Here is a 19489-nt window from a genome sequence, read left to right as displayed (position 1 = left end):
GAGAATTAGGAAGCGGGTGGTTTAATTCGAAACTTGCGGCTGACATCGACGATCGCGCGATCACGAAGAAAGTTTCTGCCAATCAGCACTGGGTAAAGATAATCACCGCGATCAGTTAATGTCATTTCTACCTGTTCTTCTATAGGCCCCAGCGTCAAGCTCATCACCACTACCGGGCGCCGTTGCGGTTCACCGGTGTGTTGTTTGATGGAGACGAAGCGCTTGATAGGCCGTTCTAATACTTGCGATTCCTCGTCAGAAACGATCAATGTGAATCTTACCCAGTCCTTACCATCGCGCTCGAATTCCGTTTTGTCTTTGGCATGCAACGAGGAGATGCCGGCACCGGTATCGATACGTGCCTTCAGTTTGATGTCATCTGGTGAGACCAGTACGTTTTCGACGCGTCCGATAACTAGCAGGTCATCGACAAATGCGGGCTTTATTTTTTTCCTTACAGTTGCCACTGGTGGGCTGCTTGGAGCCGATGGCTTTGCGGCTTCAGGGTTTGGGCAGGTAATTTCTGTTTCTGCAATGGCTGTTGGCGTAGCACAATCGCAAGTACTATTGGTCTGGGCCTGCTCGGCAGGAGGGCTCCCCTCAGCCATGCTTATCGATTCCGTGATTGCTGGTAGTTGCTGGCAGCCACTGAGTGGAATTAACAATAGAATGATAAGACTACGAATCATGGGATTGAGCGCTAGCAACTGACTATATCCTCGCAACTGAAATGTTGGGGCCAATGGTATTTATAAATCTCTACTATTGATATAGGTAGTGAGGAAAAAATACATACTTATGGCTTTATTGACTAGATCCTACTATAAAACCGCCGATCAGGTCAGCTATCGCTGCAGGGCAGCAAACTGCCGTTATTTTTTGCGAAAATCAACATGGATGACACGGTTGTCGGTGCTGTTTTGGGACGCAATGGTTTGCCCTTTTAGGGGGGTGATAGTGCTATTAACTGCTGGCATACAGCTACAAACTTTTCCTGTGGCACAAAGTAGTCCTTATCCAGCTGGCGTTTGCGCAACATTTTGTTAGCTCGCAGGCCAAAGTTAAAGGCGTCATGTCTGTTTGTGGGTAAAGGATGCTCCTGGTAAGTCACCAAAATTTCCAGCAGCTCGGTAACTTGGTTAATATGAGCATTGACCGATCTATCGTGTCCAATAATAAATTGCTGTTGATTGGCAATCGACAAAAGCGTATCGGATAACAGCGCGTACTGTTTTTCGGTGAAATGGTTGCAAACTTGTAATGCTTCCTGCCACAGCCGCTCTTGAAATAGGCTTGGAAACCTCTTGAATTCGGCCTGTGTTAACCCACAAAAAACCATCGCATATCGGCTTTCTTTTTCCATCATGATGACACATTTACGGCGTGTGATAGTGATCTGGTGGCCGTACCAAATCATCGAGGGTTTGGTTTGGATGTTGATTTTTTTCGGGATATGCATCGACAGGTCTGTAGCAAGACGCTTGGATAAATTAAATTGAAGCATAAGTTATCATCGTAGATTAAGTGTTATTGGTAGCATTGGTTTGATGGTACAAGCCAAGCGATCTTAATTTATCTTGATTAACGAAACCGCTGTTAACTTGGGTATAGTGTGCCAGAGTTTGTAGTCATAGCCAGCATCACAATTAACATTTTTTATTAATTCGTCAGGATTACTCATGCCTCAACTATTGATAGCTTATTTAATGACGTGCAGCGTGTTATTTAACAGCGCCGCTGTCAGTGCTGAAGCAGTCCCGGAGCTGGGGTTTAAACCGCTTAAGATTAATTGGGAGAAAATGAGCCAGCTCGAAATGAAAGATAGCTTTATCAGTCTATTTAATAAAAATTGCGCGTCCTGTCACGGCGAAGATTTAGCAGGTACTGGCTTAGGGCCGGCTTTGGTTGGAGTAACATTACGTCATGGTGACAGCACTGAAGCGTTGGCAGTCAGTATTCGCAATGGCTACCCCACGACCGGGATGCCGGCTTGGGCTGATGTACTGAAAGAAACGAAAATTCAGAATCTGGCTTTGTACGTCGCCGAACAGCGGCAAGGCACGACCATTCTTGATAAAAAAGCCACTATTGAATTTCAACTTAGCGCGGCCACTATCAAAACGGAGCGGCATCAATTTCGTTATACCTTAATTGCTGAGGGCTTGGCTGCACTGCCGTTCTCGATTGCGCCACTGCCCGATGGCCGTATTTTATTGAGTGAGCGGATGCGAGGTCTTAGTATTATTTCAACCAGTGGTCTACAGTCGCCGCTGATCAAAGGTGCACCACCTGCTTACGATGATGCCGGGCAATTCCTGGGGCAGGTTAATGGTTTGGGTTGGATGATGGATGTGGCGCTGCATCCTGATTATAAAAATAATGGCTGGATTTATTTGCAGCATGGCGATCGTTGTAGCGATTGCAATGCGTTTGCCCGTCAGGCGGGTAGGCCTGTCTCAATGAACCGCTTGGTACGGGGCCGTATCAAAGACGGGCAGTGGGTTGATCAGCAAATATTGTGGCAAGCAGATATTAATACCTATACTGACACTACCGATCTCTCAGCCGGTGGCCGGATTGCGTTTGATGATAAGGGTTTTGTGTATTTTAGTATTGGCATGAAGGGACCAATGGATTATGACGGCACCCAGGATTTGCGTTACCCCTACGGAAAAATTATGCGTCTACATGATGATGGTCGTATTCCTGTAGATAATCCTTTTTTAAAAAAATCGCAGGCTGTCAAAGCTATCTGGACGTATGGTCATCGCAGTGTGCAGGGGCTTGAGTTTAATCCGGCCACTGGAGAAATGTGGAGTACCGAAATGGGGCCGCGCGGTGGCGACGAATTAAATCGTCTGGTCAAAGGCGGAAACTATGGCTGGCCAATTTTTACGAATGGAGTAAATTACACAGGGTTTCCAGTGGATGGCGCGAAAAAAACCGGTATCCATTTAAAACCGGAACAAGCTATTTTTCCCGTAGTCGATATGACGCCGTCGCCCGCTTTGTCGAGTTTTATTTTTTACACCGGAGAAGAATTTCCGCAGTGGAAAAATACTATTTTGTTAGGGACACTGCGGGCTGCTGATTTATGGTTGTTGGAGCTAAACGATAATAAAGTTATTCATCGTGAAAAAATTATTGATGATCTGGCACGGTTTCGTGATATTGAATTAGGTCCGAAGGGAGAGCTTTATTTGTTGCTGGAGCTTAAGGCGGGGTCTAAAATTTTGCAGGTTGAAGCGGTCAAGTGACAGCGGCTTTTTACAGGTTGTGTAGTATCTTTTCAGCAAGATTGATTTTGGTTAATTGAAGAGGCAGGTGGCAATGTCAGAAATCGCAAAAGTAGAAGGTCAGTTTAACTGGGAGTCGCCATTATTGCTGGATGAGCAACTGACCGAAGAAGAGCGCATGATTAAAGCGACCGCTCGGGAATATTGTCAGCGCGAGTTAATGCCACGAGTGCTGCTGGCGCATCGCAATGAAAGTTTTGATCGCGATATCATGAATGAGATGGGAGCTTTGGGTTTATTGGGGGCAACTATTCCTGACACCTATGGCGGTGCAGGCTTGAACTATGTCAGTTATGGACTCATTGCTCGTGAAGTTGAAAGCGTGGATTCAGGCTATCGTTCAGCGATGAGTGTTCAGTCCAGTCTGGTGATATACCCTATCTATGCCTATGGCAATGAACAGCAGCGGCAAAAATATTTGCCTAAGTTGATTACGGGTGAGTGGGTAGGGTGTTTTGGATTGACTGAACCTGATCATGGTTCTGACCCTGGTGGAATGATTACCCGTGCGAAAAAAGTAGATGGTGGTTACCGTTTGTCGGGTGCAAAAGTATGGATTACTAACTCACCGATAGCCGATGTCTTTGTGGTATGGGCCAAAGACGATGATGGTGTGATTCGCGGTTTTATCCTTGAAAAAGGTATGCAGGGATTGACGGCACCTAAAATCGAAGGGAAGTTTTCTTTGCGTGCGTCTATTACCGGTGAAATCATAATGGATAACGTGCTGGTCCCCGATGAGAATCTTTTGCCCGGCGTCAAAGGTTTGCGTGGTCCTTTTGGTTGTTTGAATCGGGCGCGTTACGGCATTGCCTGGGGGAGTCTGGGGGCCGCAGAGTTTTGCTGGTTGGCGGCGCGGCAATATACTATGGATCGCAAGCAGTTTGGTCGCCCGTTGGCAGCAACCCAGTTAATTCAGAAAAAACTGGTGGATATGCAAACGGAAATTACCTTGGGCTTGCAGGCTTGTTTACGTCTGGGCCGATTAATTGATGAAGGTAAAGCGGCGCCTGAAATTGTGTCAATGCTGAAGCGCAATAATTGCGGTAAGTCGCTGGATATTGCACGTATGGCTCGTGATATGCACGGCGGTAATGGCATTGCCGATGAGTTTCATGTCATACGTCATCTATTAAATCTGGAAGCAGTTAACACCTATGAAGGAACGCACGATATACACGCATTAATATTGGGGCGAGCACAAACTGGTTTGCAGGCATTTTAATAACGATTGCCGGTGGAATTTAAGAGGCAATAATTGAAAGCTGTTTGTCTACACAAACAGCTTGATGGAAATGTGTTGCTCGCTTTGCTTGCAGCTATACGCCAGCGGCAATATCGTATGTTATTTCATGTTCGTCACCAGCGCTGTGACCATTGTCTCTGGTTTTTGGCTTGCTGGAGGCCGCTTCCCGTACTTGTTGGACAGCGGGTAGTAGTAGCGATGCCGGTTGAGGTTTGTTTTTACTATCGACGCGTTGCGGTACTGGCTTCGTTTTGGTTTCACCATCGACGCCATCAAATTTGATGTAGCCCGCACTGTGGGCTGAGCTGGCGAGAGTCATCAGCATAGCAACGATGATACCTTGTGTTAGTGTGCTGGATTTGGAAGTGGTGGTTACGGTAGTCATAGCGTTCTCCGATAAGCTCTGGGTTTCATAAGCTCTGTCGGTGCCACTGGCAAAACGGTTCAAAAAATTTTACCAGTGGCAATATAGGCTGGTGGAGACAGCTATCAGCGCGTTCGATGGAGCGCAGATCAATTAGACGCTTTTTACGCTCCAGCAATTGGCACCAAGGTGATTTCAACCCGCCGATTCAGTTGGCGGCCGCTAGATGTGCCATTGTCGGCTATAGGCTGTCTCTTGCCAAAGCCAATAGCGTCAAGTCGGTCAGGCAATACCTTCTGGGATCTTAAATAATCTGCCACAGAGCGGGCACGCTGTTCAGATAAGGTTTGGTTATAACTATCAGCACCAGTGCTGTCAGTATGGCCTGAGACTACTACACGGGTTTTGTTAAATTCGTTAAGAACAATTGCGACTGAATCCAGTATTTCATAAAAATTGGATTTGATAGCGCCGCTATCAGTGGCAAAAGTGATATTGCCTGGCATCACCAGGTTAATATTATTACCTTCGCGTACCACGCTGACACCGGAATTACGCAGTTGCTTGCGCAATTTGGCTTCCTGGTTATCCATATAGAAACCAATACCTCCACCAATTGCCGCGCCGCCTCCTGCTGCAGCAAGAATGCGCTGGTTGCGTTTGCGGCTGTCTTCATCCTTGTTGTCGATGTAGGCAACTACAGCGGCAATACTGGCACCAATTCCTGCCCCTACTGCGGTTTTGCTGACTTTCTCCTCGCCTGTATATGCATCAAAAGTAGTACAGGCAGGTAATATCAAGCAGATGATTGTAGGTAAAAATAATCGTTTTATCATGGTTAGGACTCTCTGGTGATTTATGTTGGGGGGATATATTAATGCAATAGAAGCAATAAGATACAACCGTTTTTGCTATTGCTTCCCGGATTGATTTTTTAGTCTATTAGCGGTCATAGCCAATGCAGTTTTATTACTGATCATCGTGGGAAGACACGGGGTTACGGTTGACTATATTATTACAATTAAAAAAGGCCGTCATACTATTGATTGATCCACCTACTACCAGGTTAGTTCCCATTTATATTATGAATAGACTCAACTAGTCATTCATGTATTTCAATAAATTGGGGCGTTGTCTCCGTAATCCTTCACTTGCTCCGGCTGAATCGGCCTAGCCCTCAATACCTGTAGCATCGACTAAAAAACAGCCATTATTGATTGGGCGTATTGTGGGGATGGCGGGAAATAAAGTTTTAGAGCGCTGCTACAGGTAACTCGTTGACGCTTTAATGGCAGCGCCAGAGTGTTGAGTTGAATTAGAAGAAAGTCATTCTTCAGTGAATAAAATTCCAATTACCTCACGTGCCGGGCTGAACTATGAAAAGGGCAAAATAAGTAGGGACATGGTTTGACTGTCTTACCCTCAGGTGAGCGTTTGGGGATTAGATCGCCTTATTTATCCTGTCCTGTCAGCGCTGATCGGGGGGCTAAGTTCTTGATCATATTTTTGTTTTCCTGATAGAGTGTATAAATATAACAATAAATAGGAAAACTGGCGCCATGGTAATTGATAAATCATTAGAAGCGATGCAGCAGGGAATAGCGTTACAGCAATCAGGCCAATTGGCTCAAGCAATACTCAGTTACCAGAAAGCTCTGAAATTAAATGCCAAGAATCCTCTGGTGTTATATTTTCTTGGGGTCGCTTTGCAAGAAACAGGTAAGTTAGAAGAGGCGGTTAACAGTTATAAAAAAGCTGTTGCTTTAAATCCTGACTATGTCGATGCACATTATAGTCTTGGAAATGTTTTTAAAGCGCGCGGGGAGTTGGATTCGGCGGTCTCCAGTTTCCAAAGAGTTATTTCAATAAAACCTGATTTTATAAAAGTGCACAACAGTCTGGGCACAGTTTTGCAAAAGCAAGGTAAGTTAAAAGCTGCAGCTGCCAGCTACCAAAAAACCATTGCACTTAAAGCTGATCATTTTGGGGCATACTATAATCTTGGTAATGTTCGACAAGAACAAGGTGATCTGGATGCAGCGGTTACCAGCTACAAAAAAGCTATTGCAATAAAACCGAAATTTGCGGAGGCATATACTAATCTTGGTGCTGTTCTTCAATTTCAGAATAAATTGGAAGAAGCTATTGTCAGTCATAAAAAGGCTATTGAACTTAAACCTGATTTTGCAAATGCTTACTACAACCTTGGTACGGCCCAAATGGATGCGGGTAAGTATGAGCTTGCTTTTTTTGAATTGCAGCACGCGGTTACTATTGAGCCAAATAAGAGTACATATTGGAATTCTCTAGCTTTATGTGTTGAAAAAATCACAATAGACTCATATCACCAGGATTTAGAACAATTGTTTTTGCGCATGCTTGACCAGCCCATAGTTTTGCCAAAGCGTGTTATGGGGACAATAACAAACATGTTGTTTCAGCACCCAAACTTTATCTCGGTTCTTGAGTTTGCACGTACAGATGATTTAGAAAATAATCTGCAAGAAGCCATTACGCAATTAACTCAAATACCACTTTTTTTAAAAATATTAGAATTATCGCCTAACCAGAATTTGGACGGTGAAATGATGCTTAGCGGAATGCGTTCCGCCATCATAAATTCCTGGGATGAAAGAACTGATGACCCGAATAGGCTGTTGTTCTGCATTAGCCTGGCGCATCAATGTTTTATCAATGAATATGTTTATATCGAAACTCCACAGGAAACGTTTGCCGTAAACAAAATAATAGGAGAAGTAGAACGTTTCCTCGAGGAAAAACGACCTATCCCACCTGTATTAATTGCCATTTTAGGGTGTTACCGCCCGCTTTATACTTTCTCCTGGGCAAAAAGTTTACTTGAATTCAGCTGGCCAAATAAATTTCTGGAAGTAATTAAAAGTCAGATTTCAGAGCCGCTGGAAGAACAGGCTATTCGGCCTACATTGCCTTCAATGACAACCGTTGAGAATGTGACATCGATGGCAGTTCGTGATCAATATGAGGATAACCCCTATCCGCGTTGGACGAAGGCAGGGCTAGGTGATGAGCCTAAAGCTGTGGCGCAAGCGCTTAAGGTATATGCGATTGATCTCAGTAATTATAAATCGCCCGCACAACCCAGGATTTTGATTGCAGGGTGTGGCACTGGTCATCAAGCTCTCCAGGCCGCTTCCCGATACGCTGATTCCCATATTCTGGCAGTTGATCTAAGTTTGAGTAGCCTTTCTTATGCGTTAAGAAAAACCAAGGAGCTGCAATTCAATAATATTGAATACATGCAAGGGGATATACTTGAATTGGGTAGTTGCGGGAGAGACTTTGACCTTATTGAATGCAGGGGCGTATTACACCATTTAAAGGAACCTTTGGTGGGGTGGCAGGTATTGGTAGACTTATTGCGGAAAGGCGGCATTATGAAAATAGGTTTGTACAGTAAAATTGCAAGACGTCAGGTTATCGCAGCACGCGAGATGATTTCTGAATTGGGTTACGACGCGTCTCGCGAGAATATCCGCCAGTTCAGGCAGGAACTAATCACCATGTCGAGGAAGCCAGGTTCGGAGGTGGATTCTCTTGTAGGGTCCGAAGATTTTTTTAGTCTCAGTGATTGTCGGGATTTACTTTTTCATGTTCAGGAACATCAGTTTACATTGCCAGAAATTGAATTAATTTTAAAGGATCTTGGTCTTCAGTTTCTTGGTTTTGAAATTAATAACAACCATACGATGAGTAACTTTAAAGAACTTAATCAGGAAAAGAATTCGTTGGTTTCGTTATCACGGTGGCACGACTTTGAACTTCAAAATCCATATACTTTCGGTAATATGTATGAGTTTTGGGTGAAAAAAATATAAGGGTGTTTTGGCATGTTTGTAACAGGCGAGTGTTATTTTTAGGACGCTTGATTAATAGGTTCTATTATCGGATTGATGGGGGCTCTCGAGCATGGGTAGTGCCAGCGGGAATTGTTCGTAGCTAAAGCTACGAATCCCTGCGGGACCGCCTGTTCAGGCGTCGTCTCTGCGAGCGTTGTTCGTTCCGGCTCAGAGTGGCCCGCGAGTGTAACAAGTGCTTTGGCCAGAGCCCGGCGATATGCCTCTACGCCAGTGGATCGACCAATAAAAAAAACCCGCCCTTTCGGGTTGGGGTTTTGTATTGGTGGAGCCGGCGGGATACGTACACGTACAATTGGCTGAAAAGTACAGTTTTTAAGTTATTGTTTTTAAAGGGTAAAGTATAAAATTGGTGGAGTTGTAGTCGTACATTTGTTTATACATTGTACGACCAGATTGTACGACCTATGCGGCTTTAATACGGGCTTGCTAGCGGCGTTATGGGTGTGTTGAAGCGTGCTTGGTCGAGTGTTGCGTATTGTTCTTGTATGGGTGGTGCAATGTGCAAAAGTCAGTTGTTGGCTTTGTAGTAGCTCTCAGGCTGATAAAACTTTAAAAGCGAACAAGGTCTAATTCTTCAAGCCTTCTAGCCATAGCTGTAGTGGATACATTGAACAGCTTGGCCAAAGATGATCTCGGCTTGCCATTATAATATTCGAGGGAGGTTAGTATTATTGAAAGGTCTCTAATGTTGCTAGCATTACGAAGTTTGTCCGCATCCTTAGCTAGTGCTAAATTTACTCTCAGGTCACTGATCTCGAAAAGGCTAGTTAGGTACATTGTTTCAAATGCTCTTCTTACCTGTTTTTCAGGCATTAAGAAGTATGTTGCAAATTTGTCAGCTTGATACTCGATGTTATCTTTTTGGGGTGAGTTATTTGAGCCGTCTAACGGTCTATCCCTGTGCAAGACATTTTGTTCATGCATTAAGGCATGCCCAAGCTCGTGTGCGGCTGTAAAATTACGGTATTCCAAGGGGAATTGCTCAGAAATAGAGATGCTCTTCTCAGGGTTGTGAATTATCCCCGCAACATCAAATGTGATGCCCTTGTCTACATGTTGCCCGAGTGTGACCATTTCTTGGAAATTATAGCCAATAAATCGGATGGCAAGTTCCGGCTTTAACATCTCTAAGGGCAATTTGGGTGCGTCTTTTCCCCAAATCTTCTTACGGTATACCCACATAAAGCGCTGTAAATAAATGGTATAGTCTTCAATCTCTTTATCAGAAGATAATGCTTGCGGAGTCTTAAAAGCATTGGCTCTACTATAAAAATCAATATTTTTAGTAAGCTCGCCACTAAGGTCATCGAGCCCAGCAAATGACTTGGCAGATAAAGTTTCGTACTTGGTTCGCAACAGTTTGGCTTGTGTAGATATGTTCGCTGACCAATCAGATGGCTCAAACTTTAGTAGGTTGAGATCAATAATCGATAGGCAGCCAGCTATTGCTGAAACAGCCCCATTCATTGCGACGCTGGCATCGCCACGAGCAGATTTAAAACCATTATCAAAAATAAAAACCCCATAAACAGCAAGCTCTGCGCATAGTTCAGCAATCTCAACAGGAATCTCTGTCGCAGGGGTTAGTGCAGCAGTTGCTTCATCGTCAAATTGCTGCTTTTTAATAGGGTTTTTTTCAGCATCGCGCTGTACACGTAGTTTGATTACCTTATCAAATAATGCAGAATCTTCGAGAAATAGACGTTGAAGCGTCGGATAGATACGACTTCTAATATCCTCAGCCGCCTCTTTAGTCTTTTCGACACAGTGTTTGTATGCATCATGGCGCTTGGGGTCAATTGTAAGGCTGATGACCGTAAGTATCAGTTGAGCAGATAGCATACCTTGTAATGCTGCAGCACTACCTGAACCAGGTTTATGCTCACCAGCACCGAACATATCCAGCAGCTCAGATGTGGTTTTAGTATCAAGTAAATTTCTATCCATAAAATATTTTGTAATACATGCCTACATAGGAAGTGGTTATAAGTGGGTCAAATATTAGTCAATTATGGCAGAGTTCATAGGATAACTAAACTACCAATGGGCTGTTAACAAACAATTTAAAGCGTGCTTTAGCGCGGTGCTTTCAAATGCGCCAGATCAAGCCCTCAGTAAATAAAGGTGCCGGAGGGAATATTTTTTAACCACTTACTCCGGGTTTAAACTTATGACTCGCTACCTGTTGGTCGACCAATACAAAAAAGGCCCCACCTTGGAAAGGCTGGCTGGTGGGTGCTGCGAGATCACCGGCGGGAATTGTTCGTAGCTAAAGCTACGAATCCCTTCGGGACCGCCCGTTCGGGCGTCGTCTTCGTTCGCTGCGCTCTCTACGGCTGAACCCGGGCGATATGCCTCAATACCAGTTGGTCGACCAAATAAAAAAGCCCATCCGGTGAAAACTGGATGGGCTTTTTTATTTGGTGGAGCCGGCGGGAATTGAACCCGCGTCCGTCAGTCCGCTGCTTAGCGCTCTACATGCTTAGATTCCGTCAATTAAATTTAACCGCATTCAGCCCGACGGGCAGGACGAGTTTGGCGATCCTGATTAAAATTTAGCAGATCCGCCTCAGGCGCGGCTTCACAGCGATCCAGTTCTGAGTGACAGACGGTAGCGCGGTACTGGCACCTTGCTAAAGTCCGCTAGCGGACGCATCCACTAGATGGTACTACAAAGAGCTACTTACGCAGCTAGTTGTGCACCGTAGTTGTCATCGTTGGCAACTAATAGTTTGCAGCTTTGGATTAACGTGATTGGCTACCATCACGGCATGCACACATAAGTTTTGTAACCGGCGTCGAATCCAAATCGGCCCCGAAAACTGTGTAACGTGACTATTCTACACTAACTGCGAGAAATTGCTCAGGATGATTTGGGGAATTGTTGGGGGAGGAAATGGAGATGTTGTTAAAGTAAATATTGGGGCGCGGGGGGAGTATTGCGCTCCTCCCGGTCCCCTGGCCTTCTCTCATTGAAGGCAATTGTGGTCACTTGGACCAATTAAATAATGGCACAGATTAATGGGAATACAATCTTCTGGTTAGAGCGATTATGATTAAAAATCCCTTTATTTATAGAGCTAAAAACTATTTCTTGGCGTAGGCGCTCAGAAATAGAGTGACGCAGCTTTGTAAGTAGGCGGGTAGTTCAGCTTCTGGTTTGCCATCGCTGAGGCCAAAGATGCGGCGGTGGTGATATTCGCCCTTTAGCATGAAAATTAATTGCTGTGCGGCAAAATCAATATTGGGAATACTCAATGTGCCGCGTTCAACTTGTTGCTTTAAGTAGTGGGACAGGCGCGCTTTAAGCTTGACCGGGCCTGCGCTCCAGAAGAGTTCTGCGATGGTGGAGCGCTGATCCGTACTGGCGACGCAAATTCGGTGCAGGCGGATGGCTTGCTCGCTCAGTAATAAATCGGTGAAATGCGTCGCGAGCTCTAACAGTACTTGCTCGACGGGGCGCTCCGGGTCGAATAGTTGATCATTGATCTCATGCTTATCACATTCAAATTCAACCGACGCAGAAAATAACTCTTCTTTATTGCCAAAATGGCTATAGACCGTCTGCTTTGAAACATCGGCACTTTTTGCCACGGCATCCATGCTAACCCCTTCAAAACCCTCTTTCAAAAATAGGTTGCAGGCGGCATCGAGTATTTGCTGGCGTTTCTGTTCACTTTTGCCGCGGTTGCGGATGGGGTTTTCCACTGTGGGGGTGGCTCCAAGAAAAATTTTAACTAGTGTAATAAAAATTAAACTAGACCGTCCAGTCTATTTTTGATAGTTTTGCCATTCTTTAAGCATATTCCTCAGGAGGATCCGGATTGTGCGTCCCACATTTCCATTGTTATTGACTCGTTTGGGTCTGTTTACCTTGATATTGCTGGTGCTGCCTGCTTGTGAATATGGTGTCAGTAGCCCCGAGCCCTATTACCACAAAGTCAGTGCCTTGACGGTGGTTAGTCGGTCGGATTACCAGGTACTGCGCCATTTTGTCGGGCATGCGGAGGCTGGGCAGCGGGCTACCCTTGGTTTTGAAGTTGCAGGCACTATCGAAAAGGTGCTGGTGGATGAGGGTGATAGCGTGGTGGCGGGTCAGGTGCTGGCACGGCTGGATAGCCGATTGCTGGAAACCCAATTACGGGTAATTGCAGCAGAGGCGGAAGATTTGGTGGCCAGCAAAAAACTAGCCCAGTTAGATTTGCAGCGTCAGTTTGAGCTCAATACCAAAGGTTTAGCGGCACAGCAGCGGATTGATCAATTGCAGTCTGAGCTGTCGTCGTTGGACGCGCGCTTGAAGCGTCAGCAGGCGTTATTAGAATCCACTCAAACCCAGCTAGAAAAACAAACGCTGTTAGCACCTTACAGTGGTGAGATTAGTCGTCGACTGGGTGATATTGGTACTGCAGTTAGCCCTGGTATGGGCATTTTGCAGTTGCTGGAGCGTGGCAATAATGAAGTTCGTGTTGGCGTCCCCGCCGATTTATTAGCGGCATTGACAGTTGGCGATAAAGTAACAGCGCTGATTAAAGGTGAGCCAGTAGAGGCGACAGTATTGGCATTGGTGCGCAATGTGGACACAGTTACCAATACCGCTACATTACGAGCGTTACTCCCTAACGGTAGCGCTGTGGCAGATGGCGAAGTCGTGTATGTCGCTTTGTCGGAAGTACTAAAGCAACAAGGTTTTTGGTTACCAGAAACAGCCCTGAGCGGTGGTGTTAGGGGGATGTGGAATGTCTATGCGCTGGTGCCAGCAGATGATAGTTTGTTTCGGATAGAAGCGCGTAGCATTGATGTTTTGTATATGGATCAGGGCAAGGCCTTTGTCAGTGGCGCGGTAAAAGATGGCGAGCAAGTAGTCGCGACTGGCTTGCATCGAGTTGCGCCTGATCTGTTGGTCAGAATTGAGCCTTTTACCGATGTGCTGATGGATAGTGTTGCAGTGAGTACTAACGAGAACGCTAAGGTTCTTGAACCATGAATAGTTTGTTAACCAACCCGCGTGCGTTTGCACTGATTATAGCGCTCATTATTGTTGCTGGGTTGGCTGCGTTAAATGATTTACCCCGGAATGAAGATCCTCGCCCCGCCAATCGTCACGCTATTGTTATGACCGAATTTCCCGGAGCCAGTGCTGAGCGAGTAGAAGCATTGGTGACTGAGCCGTTGGAAAACCTGATTAGAGAAATGCCTGAAGTCAGCCATATTGATTCGCGTTCCAGTGCAGGTTTTTCATCCATGTCGGTGACATTGGTTGATGAAGTAGCTAGGTCTCAAACTGAAGCTGTGTGGTCAGAGTTACGCGATAAATTGGAAAAATCACAGTCGATGTTACCGGTGGAAGCGAGCAAGCCGCTGGCGGAAGAGCGTCGATCTTATCCTTTCACAACGATTGTCGCGTTAACCTGGGCACATGTTGATACCGAACCGGACGTGATGATTCTGGGGCGCTATGCGGAAGAGTTGGAGAGCAGGGTTCGGCGATTGCCAGGTATTGATTTTGTCGATATTCAAGGCCAGCCACGGGAAGAAATTGTAGTAGCTGTGGATAGCGGCAGAGCGGCTGCGTTAGGTCTGGCACCACATTATATTGGTGAACAGGTTTATCGAGCGGACGCAAAAAATACGGCTGGCGAGATTCATAATTCGCATATGCGAGTGGCGGTGGAGGTTGAAGGTGCGCTGGATTCGCTAGAGCGTATACGCCGTATACCCTTGCGGCAAATGGCGGATGGTAGTGCTATTTTATTGGGCGATGTGGCGCAAATAAAACGTCAGCCGAAATTACCGCACAGTGAAATAGCTATCGTCAATGGCCGTGCTGCGGTCACGATAGGGGTGCGGATGCAACCCGATCAACGCAGTGATTTATGGTCACTGGCGGTGCAGGCTGAATTAGAGGCGTTTCGTCAGCGATTGCCTGCGAATGTTGCATTGGAGGTTATTTTTGATCAGGAGCGCTATACCACTGCACGCTTAAGTGAGCTTATCGGCAATATTATTATAGGTTTTTGTCTGATTGTGGTGGTGCTATTAGTCACTTTGGGTTGGCGGTCAGCCATTGTAGTGGCGGCTGCGTTGCCGTTAACGGTTTTATTTGCGCTAGCGTGCATGAACTTTACTGGTCTGCCAATCCATCAAATGTCGGTTACCGGCTTAATAGTTGCGTTAGGTATTATGGTGGATAACGCTATAGTAATGACCGATACAGTCAACCGCAAAAAACAGGAGGGTATGAGTGGTTTGCAGGCCACGCAGTATGCGGTAAAACATTTGTGGTTGCCTTTATTGGGGAGTACGTTAACCACCATGCTGGCGTTTATGCCCATCATTGTTATGCCGGGTAGCGCCAGTGAATTTGTCGGTGCGATCGGTATTACTGTTATTTTTTCTCTATTGGGTTCTTATCTTATTTCTCACTGTATTGTGGCGGGCTTGGCGGGAAGGTTTTTAACCAAACATCGTCGCACAGGTTGGTGGCAAGATGGTCTGGATGCACCGCAATTATCAGAAAAATTCAAAGCATCAATTAACTGGGGATGGCGCGACCATTACCGGTATTGTTGTTAGTGCTAGTGTTGCCGCTGATGGGTTTTGGTATCGGTTCGACTTTACCTGAGCAATTTTTCCCGCCTTCGGATCGGGATATGCTTAGCCTGGAAGTTTATCTACCTGCGGCTTCCAGTATTGAAAAAACGGTGGCATTAACCAAAAAAGTGAGTGAGGAATTTAATAAGCAGCCTGGGCTAAAAAGTTTACATTGGTTCGTGGGCCGCAATGCACCACTGTATTACTACAATCTGAAACAAGGGAATGATAATTCGCAGTATTATGCACAGGCGATGCTGACCGCTGATAATTTTAGTATCGCCAATAATATGGTTGCAGTGATGCAGCGGCGGTTGGATGAAAAATTTCCAGAAGCACAAATTATTATTCGGCGTTTGGAGCAAGGGCCGCCTTTCGGTGCGCCGGTAGAATTGCGTTTGCTTGGTCCGGATTTAGATGTTCTCAAAACGCTTGGCGATCAGTTGCGATCTGATGTGTTGGCCGTTGAAGATGTTGTGCATGTGCGTAATAGTTTGTCTGAGGCTGTGCCTAAAATATGGTTGCAGGTTAATGAAAACCAGGCGCTAAAAGCACAGCTTGGGCTGAGGGATGTTGCTTCACAGTTGCATCGAGTAGTCGATGGTGAAGTGACAGGTTCAGTGTTGGAAGGGACGCAATCTTTGCCGGTAAGAGTAAAGGCGGGCGGCCAAAAACAGATTAGCTTAGGCGCGGCACATAGTTGGTTTTTAGTACCTGAAGGCGGTTCGTTTAGTCGTCCTGTACCCTATTCCGCTCTCGGTGAAGTGGATATTCGCCCTGAGCTAGGGGTGATTTCAAGACGTGATGGTGAGCGAGTTAACACCGTGCAGGTTTATCTTCGGGATGGACAATTACCGGCAGTAGTATTAGCACGAATTAAAAAATTGTTAGCGCAAAGCGAGCTAGCGCTGCCGTCAGGCTATCACCTGGAAGTAGGGGGTGAGGATGCGGAGCGCTCCGAGGCAATTAGCCAGCTAATGGGCAGCATGGGTTTGATTTTTGTGTTGTTGGTAGTAGCCATCGTGATGTCGTTTAATTCATTTCGCTTAAGTGTGGTTATTTTTCTGATCGCTATCCAGGCTGCTGGTTTGGGGATGTTGGCGTTGTCGCTGTCGGGGCGCCTTTTGGTTTTACTTCCATTGTCGGCCTGATGGGGTTGATTGGTTTGGCCATTAATGCCGCGATCGTTATTCTAGCTGAATTAAAATCTGATCCGGATGCTGTCGCTGGCAATCAGCAGGCAATTGTATTGGGTGTAGTGCGGTGTAGTCGTCATATCTTATCGACGACAATAACTACCGTGATGGGCTTCTTACCATTGATTTTAGCTGGGGGAGGATTCTGGCCTCCGTTTGCGGTCGTAATTGCTGGCGGTACTGTGTTAACCACTATCCTGTCGTTTTATTTTGTGCCAGTGGTGTTTTATTTAATGACTAGAAAACGCCGGTTTGAATTAACCGAAGTAGCGCTAGCGGCGGCTTAATTGTTGGGGCCGATTCAGGCGGTGGGGAGCCAGCAACTAACGACCTAGTTATGCTGGCGAACGACACGCTGCTTTTGTTTGTCCCAGTCTCGTTCTTTTTCAGTTTGGCGCTTATCATGTTGCTGCTTACCTTTGGCAATACAGACTTCTGCTTTCACTAAATGATTTTTCCAGTACAACGATGTGCACACTACGGTGTGACCATCTTGTGAAATAGCCACCAACAGCTTGGCCAGTTCCCGTTTATTAAGCAATAACTTGCGGTTGCGGTTGGGGTCGGTGACAAAATGGGTAGAAACGGTATTGAGTGGCGAGATATGCGCGCCATGTAAAAACGCTTCGCCCTTATGCATCATCACATAGCAATCAGTAATTTGAACCTTGCCCATACGCAAGCTTTTGACTTCCCAGCCTTGTAAAGCCACGCCCGCCTCAAATTTATCTTCAAGGTGATAATCGTGTCGCGCTTTTTTGTTCTGCGCGATCGTATTGCTGGAGGTTTTTGGTTTCTTTTTAGACATAGCCGCGCATTATAGCGGTAGTGGCTGGTAATGGGCATGGTTCTGGGTTAAAAAGTCTGCGATATTTTACGGTCCTGCTTTTCTTCGTGGAGTGGGTAGTGAGTCGTTCAGTTTTTAGCCAGACTGCTGCGTTGAGTGATTGCACGGGGCGGCTACCAACCAATTGAGCATAATGAATAGAATTAACACATGAGTTTTTACGATTCCAAGCGCCGCGGCTGGCGCAGAAGCTGGTCCTTTGTGGCGGCGACCATTGGCGCCACCTTGGGTCTGGGCAATCTATGGAAGTTTTCTTACCTTGCTGGTGAAAATGGTGGCGCAGCTTTTGTGCTGGCCTATTTAGTGTGCACGTTACTGGTAGCTATGCCGATCATGGTGGCAGAAGTTGTATTGGGCAGCCGTGGTCGTGCTAACACTGTAACTGCGATGGAGTCTTTAAGTTTAGAAGCGGGGGTGTCTCGCGGCTGGCAGATCATTGGTTGGCTGGGTCCTATCGCAGCGCTGTTGGTGTTGTCGTATTACGCGGTTATTGCTGGCTGGAGCTTTGCGTATGTTGGCAAACTCGTTACGGGTGAATTTATCGCCGGTAGTGCGCAATTGGCAGGAGATAGTTTTAATCAGCTATTAGCATCTCCTTTGGTGTTAATGCAGTGGCAATCATTGTACTTAATCCTGCTGTTATTTATTGCGATCGCCGGAGTCCGAAAGGGACTTGGTGGTGTTGCGCGTTTTTTAGTGCCGTTACTTTTTATATTGCTAATCGCCTTAGTGATTTACAGCTATCAGGTAGGTGATTTTTATGCCGCGGTAGATTTTTTGTTTGCAACGGATTTTTCGGTGATGACCGCGCAGCTGTGGTTAAAAGCGTTGGGACATGCTTTTTTTACCTTAACTATTGGTGTTGGAGCGATGATGACCTACGGCGCTTACGTGCCTGACAAACGGTCTATTACCCGGATGGTGGGTATCGCCGTTACTGTAGATGTGTTGGTGTCATTGCTAGCGGGGCTGGCTATTTTCCCTTTGGTATTCAGTTTAAATATGGCACCGGCTATGGGCCCAGGCTTGATGTTTGTGGCCATGCCCTATGGTTTTGGAAATATGCTATACGGAAATTATTTTGGCGGTTTGTTTTTTTTGATGGTGTCACTGACCGCTATTGTGTCCGGGGTGGCTTTACTAGAGCCAGCGATTGTCTGGTTATCGGAACGGTTTGGTTGGTGGCGTCCAGCCGCTGCGGTAGTAGTTACTCTACTCGTATGGTCGCTGGGCTTGGTGACGATATTTTCCTTTAGCGCATTGCAGCATATTCAACTATTGGGTTTGTCTGTATTTGGTTTGCTGGATTTTTTAACCGCGAATATATTATTGCCCGTTGGCGGTTGTTTAATTGCATTTTTCGTAGGTTGGCGGATGCGTATAGAAGTGCTGCGGGATGAATTGTATGTGGAGAGCGATAAAGTATTTGCGCTTTGGTATTGGCTTTTAAGGTATATTGCTGCGCCCAGCGTGTTGCTGGTATTTGTCTGGACTTTATCGAAGGCGTTATTATCCCAATGAGGGTGTCGCTGTCGTCCATGTTGATTAGAGCGTACTTATGCTCAATTACCGCTATATTCATCACTTCATCTATAGGTAAAAGCTGATATGACTGAGATTAGTCGCAGTGCTTTACTGCCCTATCCGGCGGTAGAAGTGTATGACTTAATTAATGATGTAGCAGCGTACCCGCAGTTTATGGATGGTTGTGTCGGAGCCGAAATCTTGTCCCGGGACGAGCAGCATATGGAAGCTCGATTGGATTTATCGAAAGCGGGGTTGCAATACAGCTTTACTACCCGTAACCGTTTGCAGGCGCCCCATACGGTGGCGATGGAGTTGGTCAATGGCCCCTTTTCCGAGTTTTCAGGGGTGTGGACGGTACTGGCTTTGAGCGACGAAGCTTGTAAAATTAGTCTGCAATTAAGCTTCTCTTTATCGAGTCGCGTATTAGCTGTGGCTGCCAAGGCTCTATTTAATCCCATGGCGGATAATTTGGTGGATGCGCTGGTGAAACGTGCACACCATCTGCATCAAAATAATTAGAACG

14 protein-coding genes, 1 other RNA gene and 1 pseudogene are annotated in these 19489 nt (G+C 46.0%); 8 read left to right on the top strand and 8 right to left on the bottom strand.

Annotation, left to right across the window (positions count from 1 at the left end; translation table 11 throughout):
- Positions 1–5: 5 nt before the first annotated feature.
- A complete protein-coding gene (locus UNITIG_RS18445) occupies positions 6–707 on the bottom strand; it encodes an ATP-dependent zinc protease (RefSeq protein ID WP_159931212.1) in 702 nt (233 codons plus the stop codon).
- A gap of 236 nt (positions 708–943) precedes the next feature.
- A complete protein-coding gene (locus tag UNITIG_RS18440) occupies positions 944–1366 on the bottom strand; it encodes a hypothetical protein (RefSeq protein WP_145999230.1) in 423 nt (140 codons plus the stop codon).
- A gap of 313 nt (positions 1367–1679) precedes the next feature.
- On the opposite strand from UNITIG_RS18440, the gene UNITIG_RS18435 reads away from it, so the two are divergent.
- Together UNITIG_RS18435 and UNITIG_RS18430 are read left to right on the top strand one after the other, a co-directional pair.
- Positions 1680–3257 (top strand): PQQ-dependent sugar dehydrogenase, encoded by a 1578-nt coding sequence (locus tag UNITIG_RS18435; RefSeq protein ID WP_101759821.1) that lies wholly within the window; start codon positions 1680–1682, stop codon positions 3255–3257.
- Positions 3258–3330: 73 nt separating this feature from the next.
- Positions 3331–4521, top strand: a complete 1191-nt coding sequence (locus tag UNITIG_RS18430) for an acyl-CoA dehydrogenase (RefSeq protein ID WP_101759820.1) — start codon at positions 3331–3333, stop codon at positions 4519–4521.
- A gap of 94 nt (positions 4522–4615) precedes the next feature.
- Here UNITIG_RS18430 and UNITIG_RS18425 read toward each other — a convergent pair whose 3' ends face one another.
- Together UNITIG_RS18425 and UNITIG_RS18420 are read right to left on the bottom strand one after the other, a co-directional pair.
- Positions 4616–4927, bottom strand: coding sequence for a hypothetical protein (locus tag UNITIG_RS18425; protein ID WP_145999229.1), 312 nt, complete (start codon positions 4925–4927; stop codon positions 4616–4618).
- Between the two features lie 143 nt (positions 4928–5070).
- Positions 5071–5742: an OmpA family protein gene (locus tag UNITIG_RS18420; RefSeq protein ID WP_145999228.1), complete on the bottom strand. Its 672-nt coding sequence runs from the start codon at positions 5740–5742 to the stop codon at positions 5071–5073.
- Positions 5743–6465: 723 nt separating this feature from the next.
- Here UNITIG_RS18420 and UNITIG_RS18415 point away from each other — a divergent pair.
- Positions 6466–8763 (top strand): class I SAM-dependent methyltransferase, encoded by a 2298-nt coding sequence (locus UNITIG_RS18415; protein WP_101759818.1) that lies wholly within the window; start codon positions 6466–6468, stop codon positions 8761–8763.
- 591 nt (positions 8764–9354) lie between these two features.
- On the opposite strand, the gene UNITIG_RS18410 is transcribed toward UNITIG_RS18415, so the two are convergent.
- The 3 genes from UNITIG_RS18410 to UNITIG_RS18400 all read right to left on the bottom strand — a co-directional run bounded on the left by UNITIG_RS18410 (position 9355) and on the right by UNITIG_RS18400 (position 12513).
- The gene (locus tag UNITIG_RS18410) at positions 9355–10752 is read right to left on the bottom strand and encodes a cyclodeaminase/cyclohydrolase family protein (protein WP_101759817.1); all 1398 of its coding nucleotides are present in this window, start codon (positions 10750–10752) and stop codon (positions 9355–9357) included.
- A gap of 474 nt (positions 10753–11226) precedes the next feature.
- Positions 11227–11622, bottom strand: a transfer-messenger RNA (tmRNA) gene (gene ssrA, locus UNITIG_RS18405).
- A 270-nt stretch (positions 11623–11892) separates the two neighbouring features.
- The gene (locus UNITIG_RS18400; protein WP_101759816.1) at positions 11893–12513 is read right to left on the bottom strand and encodes a TetR/AcrR family transcriptional regulator; all 621 of its coding nucleotides are present in this window, start codon (positions 12511–12513) and stop codon (positions 11893–11895) included.
- 118 nt (positions 12514–12631) lie between these two features.
- Between UNITIG_RS18400 and UNITIG_RS18395 the strand changes: the two genes are divergently transcribed.
- The 3 genes and pseudogenes from UNITIG_RS18395 to UNITIG_RS25200 all read left to right on the top strand — a co-directional run bounded on the left by UNITIG_RS18395 (position 12632) and on the right by UNITIG_RS25200 (position 16879).
- Positions 12632–13789 (top strand): efflux RND transporter periplasmic adaptor subunit, encoded by a 1158-nt coding sequence (locus tag UNITIG_RS18395; protein WP_159931211.1) that lies wholly within the window; start codon positions 12632–12634, stop codon positions 13787–13789.
- Positions 13786–15378, top strand: a complete 1593-nt coding sequence (locus UNITIG_RS25205; RefSeq protein ID WP_200821378.1) for an efflux RND transporter permease subunit — start codon at positions 13786–13788, stop codon at positions 15376–15378. Before UNITIG_RS18395 ends, UNITIG_RS25205 begins: the two co-directional genes overlap by 4 nt.
- A pseudogene (locus UNITIG_RS25200) lies at positions 15348–16879 on the top strand (efflux RND transporter permease subunit). Before UNITIG_RS25205 ends, UNITIG_RS25200 begins: the two are co-directional and overlap by 31 nt.
- A gap of 44 nt (positions 16880–16923) precedes the next feature.
- On the opposite strand, the gene smpB reads toward UNITIG_RS25200, so the two are convergent.
- The gene (gene smpB, locus UNITIG_RS18385; RefSeq protein ID WP_101759814.1) at positions 16924–17400 is read right to left on the bottom strand and encodes an SsrA-binding protein SmpB; all 477 of its coding nucleotides are present in this window, start codon (positions 17398–17400) and stop codon (positions 16924–16926) included.
- 189 nt (positions 17401–17589) lie between these two features.
- Here smpB and UNITIG_RS18380 point away from each other — a divergent pair, with 189 nt between their 5' ends.
- Together UNITIG_RS18380 and UNITIG_RS18375 are read left to right on the top strand one after the other, a co-directional pair.
- Entirely contained in the window at positions 17590–18960 is a 1371-nt protein-coding gene (locus tag UNITIG_RS18380) for a sodium-dependent transporter (RefSeq protein ID WP_101759813.1), read from the top strand.
- Positions 18961–19047: 87 nt separating this feature from the next.
- The gene (locus tag UNITIG_RS18375; RefSeq protein ID WP_101759812.1) at positions 19048–19485 is read left to right on the top strand and encodes a type II toxin-antitoxin system RatA family toxin; all 438 of its coding nucleotides are present in this window, start codon (positions 19048–19050) and stop codon (positions 19483–19485) included.
- The last annotated feature ends 4 nt before the right edge of the window (positions 19486–19489 follow it).

This window comes from Oceanicoccus sp. KOV_DT_Chl, from assembly GCF_900120175.1.
GTDB lineage: Bacteria > Pseudomonadota > Gammaproteobacteria > Pseudomonadales > Dasaniaceae > Oceanicoccus.
Note: the sequence above shows the minus strand (reverse complement) of the source record. Positions and strands in the feature narration are given on the sequence as shown.